This is a genomic window from Leclercia sp. M50, from assembly GCF_037150775.1.
In the GTDB taxonomy this organism is placed as follows: domain Bacteria; phylum Pseudomonadota; class Gammaproteobacteria; order Enterobacterales; family Enterobacteriaceae; genus Enterobacter.
Map to the genome: position 1 here is coordinate 1 of NZ_JBBCPK010000131.1, position 8935 is coordinate 8935.

An 8935-nucleotide genomic window follows, 5' to 3' on the forward strand; every position below is an offset into this window, starting at 1 on the left:
TGCCAGCAGGCGGCGCCCGCGGTCATCCACCGCACGCTGAATGGCCTGGTGATCCACCGCGAAAAACTCGACGATACCCATCTGGATGCCCTCACCCACTGCTGCCCGACCCAGGCCCTGACCGTCTGCGGTGAAGAGAAGCAGGTAGAGGAGATCATGGCGACCGTCCTGCGGGATAAGCCGTTTTACGATCGCAGCGGCGGCGGCGTCACCCTCTCCGGGGGCGAACCTTTTATGAACCCGACGCTGGCCCGCGCCCTCTTCCAGGCCAGCCACGACGCGGGCATTCATACCGCCGTGGAAACCTGTCTGCACGTGCCGTGGCACTATATCGAACCGTCGTTACCGTACATCGATCTGTTTCTCGCCGACCTGAAACATGTCGACGGCGCGGTCTTTAAGCAGTGGACCGACGGCTCGGCGAAACGGGTGCTGGATAACCTCAGACGCCTCGCCGCCGCCGGGAAAACGCTCACCATTCGCGTGCCGCTGATCCAGGGCTTTAACGCCGATGAAGCGTCGATTACCGCGATTACCAATTTTGCCGCGGATGAACTGAACGTCCGTGACATCCATTTTTTACCGTATCACACGCTGGGCATGAACAAATACACCCTGCTCGGCCAACCCTACTCTGCCCCTGATAAACCGCTCGATAATCCTGCATTACTGGACTTTGCCCGGCAGTACGCCGCCCAGAAAGGGTTAACCGCGACCTTACGAGGATAATGTTATGACACAGCTGAATCTTACTACCCTGAGCGATCGCATTAAGGCGCATAAAACTGCCCTGGTCCATATTGTAAAGCCGCCGGTCTGTACCGAACGTGCGCAGCACTATACCGAGATGTACCAGCAGCATATGGATAAGCCGATCCCGGTCCGCCGCGCGCTGGCCCTGGCGCATCACCTGGCGCAGCGCACTATCTGGATCAAACATGACGAACTGATTATGGGTAACCAGGCAAGCGAAGTGCGCGCTGCGCCGATCTTCCCGGAATACACCGTCTCGTGGATTGAAAAAGAGATCGACGATCTCGCCGACCGTCCGGGCGCGGGCTTTGCGGTAAGCGAAGAGAACAACCGCGTTCTGCATGAACTCTGCCCGTGGTGGCGTGGCCAGACGGTGCAGGATCGCTGCTACGGTATGTTCACCGATGAGCAAAAAGGCCTTCTGGAAACCGGGATTATTAAAGCCGAAGGCAACATGACCTCCGGCGACGCCCACCTGGCGGTGAACTTCCCGCTGCTGCTGGAAAAGGGGCTCGACGGCCTGCGCCACAAGGTGGCCGAGCGCCGCTCCCGCATCAACCTGACGGTGCTGGAAGATCTGCACGGTGAACAGTTCCTGAAAGCGATCGATATCGTGCTGGAAGCGGTAAGTATGCATATCGAACGCTTTGCCGACCTGGCGCGTGAGATGGCCGCCAGCGAAACCCGCGAACGCCGCCGCGACGAGCTGCTGGCCATGGCGGAAAACTGCGATGTGATCGCCCACGAACCGCCAAAAACCTTCTGGCAGGCGTTGCAGCTGTGCTACTTCATCCAGCTGATCCTGCAGATTGAGTCCAACGGCCACTCCGTCTCCTTTGCCCGTATGGACCAGTATCTCTACCCGTACTATCGCCGCGACGTGGAGCTGAACCAGTCTCTGGATCGTGAACACGCCATCGAACTGCTGCACAGCTGCTGGCTGAAGCTGCTGGAAGTGAACAAGATCCGCTCCGGCTCCCACTCCAAAGCCTCTGCCGGTAGCCCGCTGTACCAGAACGTTACCATCGGCGGTCAGAAACTGGTGAACGGTATGGCGATGGATGCGGTGAACCCGCTCTCTTACGCCATTCTGGAATCCTGCGGTCGTCTGCGCTCCACCCAGCCGAACCTGAGCGTGCGCTACCATGCAGGCATGAGCAACGACTTCCTCGACGCCTGCGTGCAGGTGATCCGCTGTGGCTTCGGGATGCCAGCCTTCAACAACGATGAGATTGTGATCCCGGAATTTATCAAGCTCGGGGTAGAGAAAGAGGACGCCTACGACTATGCGGCCATCGGCTGTATCGAAACCGCCGTGGGCGGCAAGTGGGGCTATCGCTGCACCGGCATGAGCTTCATTAACTTCGCCCGCGTGATGCTGGCGGCGATGGAGGGTGGCCGCGACGCCACCAGCGGTAAAGTATTCCTGCCGCAGGAAAAAGCGCTCTCGGCGGGCAACTTCAACAACTTTGACGAAGTGATGGCCGCCTGGGATAGCCAGATTCGCTACTACACCCGCAAGTCCATCGAAATCGAATATGTGGTGGACACCATGCTGGAAGAGAACGTCCACGACATTCTCTGCTCGGCGCTGGTGGATGATTGCATTGAGCGCGCGAAGAGCATCAAACAGGGCGGCGCGAAATACGACTGGGTATCCGGCCTGCAGGTGGGCATCGCCAACCTTGGCAACAGCCTGGCGGCGGTGAAGAAGCTGGTCTTTGAAGAGGGGGCGATTGGTCAGCAGCAGCTGGCGGCGGCCCTTGCGGATGATTACGAGGGGCTGACCCACGAGCAGCTGCGCCAGCGTCTGATCAACGGCGCGCCGAAGTACGGCAACGACGACGACAGCGTGGATCTGCTGCTGACCCGTGCCTACCAGACCTACATCGAAGAGCTGAAGCAGTACCATAACCCGCGCTACGGTCGCGGTCCAATTGGCGGCAACTACTATGCCGGCACCTCGTCCATCTCCGCCAACGTGCCTTTTGGCGCGGCAACCATGGCGACCCCGGACGGGCGTAAAGCGCATACTCCTCTGGCGGAAGGGGCCAGCCCGGCCTCCGGTACGGACCACCTGGGCCCAACCGCGGTTATCGGCTCCGTGGGCAAACTGCCGACCGAGGCGATTCTGGGTGGCGTGCTGCTGAACCAGAAGCTCAACCCGGCAACGCTGGATAACGACAGCGACCGCCAGAAGCTGATGGTGCTGCTGCGCACCTTCTTCGAGGTGCATAAAGGCTGGCATATCCAGTACAACATCGTGTCGCGCGAAACGCTGCTGGAAGCGAAGAAACACCCGGATCAGTATCGTGATCTGGTGGTGCGCGTGGCGGGTTACTCGGCATTCTTCACCGCCCTGTCACCGGATGCGCAGGACGATATTATTGCGCGTACTGAGCATACGCTGTAACCCCATTGCCCGGTGGCGCTACGCTTACCGGGCCTACAATTCCCCCTGTAGGCCGGGTAAGCGTCAGCGCCACCCGGCTTTTCACTTTCATTCGAAATTAAATTTGTGGTTTTGGTCACATTGTTATTAGAATGTTGCTGGTCGCAGTTATATCCAGGAGCGCAATGTATGACCGTTAAAGTTATCGTCACCGATATGGACGGAACTTTTCTTGATGACGCCAAGCAGTACGATCGTGACCGCTTTCAGGCGCAATTCCAGCAACTTCAGGCCCGCAATATCGAGTTCGTTGTCGCCAGCGGCAACCAGTATTACCAGCTCATCTCCTTCTTCCCGGAGCTGAAATCGCAGATCTCCTTCGTGGCGGAGAACGGCGCGCTGGTGTTCGATCACGGCGAGCAGATTTTCCACGGCGAACTGACCAAACATGAGTCGCAGATTGTCATTGGCGAACTGCTGAAAGATAGCGCCCTGAATTTTGTCGCCTGCGGTCTGGAGAGTGCTTACGTCAGCGACAAGGCACCCGATGCCTTCGTCGACCTGATGTCAAAACACTATCACCGCTTACAGCGCATCAGCGACTATCGCGATATCGACGACGTACTGTTCAAGTTCTCGTTGAACCTGCCGGACAGCGATATCCCGAACCTGATTGACGCCCTGCATGTCTCCCTCGACGGCATCATGAAGCCGGTGACCAGCGGGTTTGGCTTTGTCGATCTGATCATTCCCGGCCTGCATAAAGCCAACGGCATCAGCCGCCTGCTGAAACGCTGGCATATCTCCCCGCAGGCGTGCGTCGCCATTGGCGACAGCGGTAATGACGCCGAAATGCTGAAATTTGCCCACTACTCCTTCGCCATGGGTAACGCGGGCGAAAATATCAAAGCCATCACCCGCTATCAGACCGACGACAACAACCACCAGGGCGCGCTGAACGTGATTCAGGCCGTCCTCGATAACACCCCGCCTTTCAGCAACTGATTTTCTCGCCGGAGCCTCCTCCGGCGAACCTCCCTCTTTCTCTCCGGGTTGTGCACTTCATCAAGTTATTTAACTTGCATTAACTTATTTTTAACCTAAAGTATCACTTGTAATTACTTTTACTTTCGAATGAAAGATAGTGAGGCTGTTATGACCTTAACGTTTACCAGTGAAACTTTGCCCGCTGACCATAAAGCGGCCATCCGCCAGATGAAACGTGACCTGCGGGCGCAGATTGGCGACGTGCAGGGCGTGTTTGATCGCCTGAGCGATAAAATTGCCAGCCGTGTGGCAGAAATTAATGCCCTGAAAAGCAAAGGCGATCCGGTCTGGCCGGTGATCCCCTTTGCGGACGTGCAGAGCGGTAACATCAGCCCGGCGCAGCGCGAGGCGGTAAAACGCCGGGGCTGTGCGGTGATCAAAGGTCATTTCCCGCGTGAGCAGGCACTGGCGTGGGATAACGCGATGCTCGACTATCTGGATCTCAACCGTTTTGATGATGTCTATAAAGGTCCGGGGGATAACTTCTTTGGCACCCTCACCGCCTCCCGCCCGGAGATCTACCCGATCTACTGGTCGCACGCCCAGATGGAAGCCCGTCAGAGCGAAGAGATGGCCCAGGTGCAGTCGTTCCTGAACCGTTTATGGACTTTTGAGAGCAACGGCAAACAGTGGTTTAACCCGGACGTCAGCGTGATCTACCCGGACCGCATTCGTCGCCGTCCGCCAGGAACCACCTCGAAGGGTCTGGGGGCGCACACCGATTCCGGCGCGCTGGAGCGCTGGTTGCTTCCGGCCTATCAGCAGGTCTTCGCCCGGGTCTTTGATGGCAATATCGAGCAGTACGATCCGTGGGATGCCGCCCACCGCACCGAAGTGGAAGAGTACACCGTGGACAACACCACCAAATGCTCGGTGTTCCGCACCTTCCAGGGCTGGACGGCGCTCTCAGATATGATCCCGGATCAGGGGCTGCTGCACGTGGTGCCGATCCCGGAAGCGATGGCGTACATTCTGCTGCGTCCGCTGCTGGATGATGTGCCGGAAGATGAACTCTGCGGCGTGGCGCCAGGACGCGTGCTGCCGATCTCCGAGAAGTGGCATCCGCTGTTAATGGAAGCCCTGACCAGCATTCCGGCTCTGGAAGCAGGTGACTCCGTGTGGTGGCACTGCGATGTGATCCACTCGGTGGCCCCGGTTGAGAACCAGCAGGGCTGGGGCAACGTGATGTACATTCCGGCGGCGCCGATGTGTGAGAAAAACCTCGCCTACGCGAAGAAGGTGAAAGCGGCGCTGGAAACCGGCGCCTCGCCGGGCGATTTCCCGCGTGAAGATTATGAAGCGACGTGGCAGTCACGCTTTACCGTTGATGATCTGAACATTCACGGCAAGCGCGCACTCGGCATGGCCTGACCCTTTTACGGCGGCGCGTCCAGAATGGGCGTCGCCGCCCCGCTTAATCTCCCTTCCGGCAATTTTGTGATCGCGCTCCGGTTACGTTAAAAATCATTTTTCTTAGCGCAAACAACAGGTCATGATGTCTCATCGGATAACGGTTACAAAGTGTGTGCTGTTTTTACCCCGCTTTTTGCACGAAACTGCCTGATTTCCGCCCGCCGCCGATTCGCCCTCTTTTTAAGTTGTCATACCAATTTCATGATAGTTATATGACAGGTGCAATTGCGCCATAATTGGTATGCCAATTATATAAACGCAGTGATATCGTGTTTATAAACAAGAAGTTATGAAAAATGCGGGGGAAAGCGTGTAGACAGGGGGAAAGCAGACCCTCCCCGGACGGGAAGGGTCAGAAACGGGTGATTAGCCGTCGATACCTTTGCTGCGCAGGTAGTCTTCGTAGTTACCGCTGAAGTCCACCACGCGCTCCGGCGTAATTTCAATTACGCGGGTCGCCAGCGAGCTGACGAACTCACGGTCGTGAGAGACGAAGATCAGGGTGCCCTGATACATCTCCAGCGCCATGTTCAGCGATTCGATCGATTCCATATCCAGGTGGTTGGTCGGTTCGTCCATCACCAGAATGTTCGGTTTCTGCATCATCAGCTTGCCGAACAGCATACGGCCCTTCTCACCCCCGGAAAGGACCTTCGCCGGTTTTTTGATATCGTCCTGGCTGAAGAGCAGACGGCCCAGGAAGCTGCGCACCACCTGCTCGTCGTCGCCTTCTGATTTCCACTGGCTCATCCATTCGAATACGGTCAGGTCGTTTTCAAACTCATACTCGTGATCCTGCGCGTAATAGCCGATAGAGGCGTTTTCGGACCACTTCACGGTGCCGCTGTCCGGCTGGAGTTCGCCCACCAGGGTCTTCAGCATGGTGGATTTACCCACGCCGTTGGCGCCGATAATCGCGATCTTCTCACCCACTTCCAGCAGCAGGTTGAAGTTTTTGAACAGCGGCCCCTCTTCAAAGCCCTTGGTAAGGGCTTCCACTTCCAGCGCGTTACGGAACAGTTTCTTATCCTGCGCGAAGCGGATGAACGGGTTCTGACGGCTGGAGGCTTTAACTTCTTCCAGCTTGATTTTGTCAATCTGACGGGCGCGGGAGGTGGCCTGACGGGATTTAGAGGCGTTGGCGCTAAAGCGGCTGACGAAGGATTGCAGGTCGGCAATCTGCGCCTTTTTCTTGGCGTTGTCGGCCAGCAGACGCTCACGCGCCTGGGTCGCGGCGGTCATGTACTCGTCGTAGTTGCCCGGATAAACGCGCAGCTCGCCGTAGTCGAGATCGGCCATGTGGGTGCAGACCATGTTCAGGAAGTGACGGTCGTGCGAGATGATGATCATGGTGCTGTTACGCTCGTTCAGCGTCTGCTCCAGCCAGCGAATGGTATCGATGTCCAGGTTGTTCGTCGGTTCGTCGAGCAGCAGAATATCCGGGTTGGAGAAGAGCGCCTGCGCCAGCAGAACACGCAGCTTCCAGCCTGGCGCGACTTCACTCATCGGGCCGTAATGCTGTTCAACCGGAATACCGACGCCGAGCAGCAGCTCACCGGCGCGGGCTTCGGCGGAGTAGCCGTCCATTTCGCCGTATTGGGTTTCGAGATCGGCCACTTTATAGCCATCTTCTTCGCTCATTTCGGCAAGGCCGTAGATGCGATCGCGCTCCTGCTTCACTTCCCACAGCTCAACGTGCCCCATGATCACCGTATCAAGCACGGTAAACGCTTCAAAGGCGAACTGATCCTGACGCAGCTTACCGATGCGCTCGTTCGGATCGAGAGAAACGTTGCCCAGGGTCGGCTCTAAATCGCCGCCGAGGATCTTCATGAAGGTGGATTTTCCGCTACCGTTGGCACCAATCAGGCCGTAACGGTTGCCGCCGCCAAACTTGACGGAAATGTTTTCGAACAGCGGCTTACTGCCAAACTGCATAGTGACGTTGCTGGTAACTAACACGGGAGATTCCTGCGAGAAGTGTGATAAACCCGGCATTATGCCACAATTCCGAAATGAGATCCCGCTTAACAACGTAGCGCTACACTTAACAGAATTGAAAAAAGTGTGATTTAGTACACATCCGAATTCCATGCGGGTGGGAATGCACATATAATGCGCTCCCTAAACCGTTCTGACTTTTAAACAACCTGCCAACGTGGCACAGATACCTCGCACAACATGAATATGAAATTAACTTCGCTTTTTGCGGCGGCGTTTGCCGTAGTAGGGTTTTGCAAGACCGCTTCTGCTGTCACCTATCCACTGCCAACCGACGGTAGCCGTCTGGTCGGTCAGAACCAGGTTGTGACCATTGAAGAAGGCAACAGCCAGCCGCTGGAATATTTCGCAGCAGAATATCAACTTGGCCTCTCCAACATGATGGAAGCTAACCCGGGCGTCGATCCGTACCTGCCGAAAGGTGGCACCGTGCTGAACATTCCTCAGCAGCTGATCCTGCCGGATACCGTGCATGAAGGTATCATCATCAACAGCGCCGAAATGCGTCTGTACTACTACCCGAAAGGCACCAACACCGTAATCGTGCTGCCAATCGGTATCGGCCAGTTGGGTAAAGATACTCCGATGAACTGGACCACCAAAGTTGAGCGTAAGAAAGCGGGCCCAACCTGGACCCCAACCGCGAAAATGCACGCGGAATACATTGCCGCGGGTGAGCCGCTGCCAGCCGTTGTGCCTGCGGGCCCGGATAACCCGATGGGTCTGTACGCGCTCTATATTGGCCGTCTGTATGCGATTCACGGCACCAATGCCAACTTCGGTATCGGCCTGCGCGTGAGCCACGGTTGTGTGCGTCTGCGTAACGACGACATCAAATTCCTGTTCGAAAACGTACCGGTGGGTACTCGCGTACAGTTCATCAACGAGCCGGTAAAAGCGACCACCGAGCCAGATGGCAGCCGTTACCTCGAAGTGCATAACCCGCTCTCTACCAGCGAAGAGCAGATCGATAATAACGTGACTGTGCCAATTACCCTGACCAGCAATGTGCAGGCGGTGACCGGCCAGCAGGATGTGGATGCGACGATTGTGGATCAGGCGATTCAGAATCGTTCGGGGATGCCGGTTCGTCTGAACTAATCGACCGTTTGTAAAAGGAACAATTCTGTCGTAACGGTGGAATTGTTCCGTTCACTAAAGCATTTCTGCATTATGTTCACCCCGCTGCGGTGAACGTGTTAAGGGGGCTATCGCCGCCCCCTTAACAATCCCGGCTCCCGGCAAAGAAAATCGCCGCTTCGCGGATTGTTCGCCCCATCCCTGGGGCTCACCCCTTCGGGGCCAGCGCAAGCGCTGTCCAAAATTGCT

General features: G+C 56.8%; 6 protein-coding genes. 5 read left to right on the forward strand and 1 reads right to left on the reverse strand.

Features of this window, described 5'->3' with window-relative positions:
* From WFM46_RS21230 to WFM46_RS21245, 4 genes are all read left to right on the forward strand, one after another.
* Positions 1-729: glycyl-radical enzyme activating protein (locus tag WFM46_RS21230; protein WP_336998460.1), on the forward strand; the 729-nt coding region annotated here is incomplete at its 5' end.
* Between the two features lie 4 nt (positions 730-733).
* Positions 734-3166 (forward strand): formate C-acetyltransferase/glycerol dehydratase family glycyl radical enzyme, encoded by a 2433-nt coding sequence (locus tag WFM46_RS21235; RefSeq protein WP_336998461.1) that lies wholly within the window; start codon positions 734-736, stop codon positions 3164-3166.
* Between the two features lie 168 nt (positions 3167-3334).
* Positions 3335-4150 carry a Cof-type HAD-IIB family hydrolase gene (locus WFM46_RS21240; RefSeq protein ID WP_103178808.1) on the forward strand — a complete coding sequence of 272 codons (816 nt, stop codon included), beginning with the start codon at positions 3335-3337 and terminating at the stop codon, positions 4148-4150.
* A 150-nt stretch (positions 4151-4300) separates the two neighbouring features.
* Positions 4301-5563, forward strand: a complete 1263-nt coding sequence (locus WFM46_RS21245; RefSeq protein ID WP_103178807.1) for a DUF1479 domain-containing protein — start codon at positions 4301-4303, stop codon at positions 5561-5563.
* Between the two features lie 408 nt (positions 5564-5971).
* On the opposite strand, the gene WFM46_RS21250 is transcribed toward WFM46_RS21245, so the two are convergent.
* A complete protein-coding gene (locus WFM46_RS21250; RefSeq protein ID WP_336998462.1) occupies positions 5972-7567 on the reverse strand; it encodes an ABC-F family ATPase in 1596 nt (531 codons plus the stop codon).
* 219 nt (positions 7568-7786) lie between these two features.
* Here WFM46_RS21250 and ldtB point away from each other — a divergent pair, with 219 nt between their 5' ends.
* Positions 7787-8707, forward strand: coding sequence for a L,D-transpeptidase (gene ldtB / locus WFM46_RS21255; RefSeq protein WP_103178805.1), 921 nt, complete (start codon positions 7787-7789; stop codon positions 8705-8707).
* The last annotated feature ends 228 nt before the right edge of the window (positions 8708-8935 follow it).

Bases quoted from the DNA above. Each gene is read 5' to 3' on its own strand.
- WFM46_RS21235 (WP_336998461.1), top strand. From the start codon at position 734: ATGACACAGCTGAATCTTACTACCCTGAGCGATCGCATTAAGGCGCAT.
- WFM46_RS21240 (WP_103178808.1), top strand. From the start codon at position 3,335: ATGACCGTTAAAGTTATCGTCACCGATATGGACGGAACTTTTCTTGAT.
- WFM46_RS21245 (WP_103178807.1), top strand. From the start codon at position 4,301: ATGACCTTAACGTTTACCAGTGAAACTTTGCCCGCTGACCATAAAGCG.
- ldtB (WP_103178805.1), top strand. From the start codon at position 7,787: ATGAATATGAAATTAACTTCGCTTTTTGCGGCGGCGTTTGCCGTAGTA.